Here is a 682-nt window from a genome sequence, read left to right on the forward strand (position 1 = left end):
TCTGTACATTCTCCCATGAAGTTAGCTCTTAATCCTTCAATTACTCTTTCATCTACACCTTGTGCTACACCAATTTTGTGTTCATCAGCCCAAGCCATTTCTCCTGATTGTTCATTGAATTTTTCTGGTCCTACACCACATACTGGACATTTTTCTGGTGCAGTTTCTCCTTCATGAACATATCCACATACTGTACAAATAAATTTTTTCATATTAATTTCCTCCTCTTATTTAACACACTTTTATTTTTCTCTATCTGGCTAAAACTTTTAAAAACTTCCACAATTTTAAACTCTTAAAAGTTTTAGATTTTATTTCTTTGCTTATGTACCTCCTTGGTACATTTTTATTATATAATAATTATTATCCGTTGTAAACCCTTTTTATAAAAAAATTTTATTTTTATTGTTAACTTAATTTTAAATAAAAACGAGTAAATTTAATTTACTCGTTTTTAATATTATTAACCCATTAAATTATGCAAAATATCTGTCTAATAAACCTTTGAAAGCTCTTCCATGTCTAGCTTCATCTTTACACATTTCGTGAACTGTGTCATGGATTGCATCTAAGTTTAATTGTTTAGCTAATGTAGCTAATTCTTTTTTACCTTGACAAGCTCCGAATTCAGCATCTACTCTTGCTTGTAAGTTTGCTTTTGTATCAGCAACTACTACTTCAC

General features: G+C 29.5%; 2 protein-coding genes. Both read right to left on the reverse strand.

Going from position 1 to position 682, the window contains the following annotated elements; genetic code table 11:
* Positions 1 to 212: rubredoxin-like domain-containing protein (locus CLTHE_RS01085; protein ID WP_341456347.1), on the reverse strand; the 212-nt coding region annotated here is incomplete at its 3' end.
* A 264-nt stretch (positions 213 to 476) separates the two neighbouring features.
* Positions 477 to 682, reverse strand: a 206-nt coding sequence (locus tag CLTHE_RS01090; protein ID WP_479723343.1) for a ferritin family protein, incomplete at its 5' end; no start/stop codon positions are given.

The sequence above is a fragment of the Clostridium thermobutyricum DSM 4928 genome, from assembly GCF_002050515.1.
Lineage (GTDB): Bacteria > Bacillota > Clostridia > Clostridiales > Clostridiaceae > Clostridium > Clostridium thermobutyricum.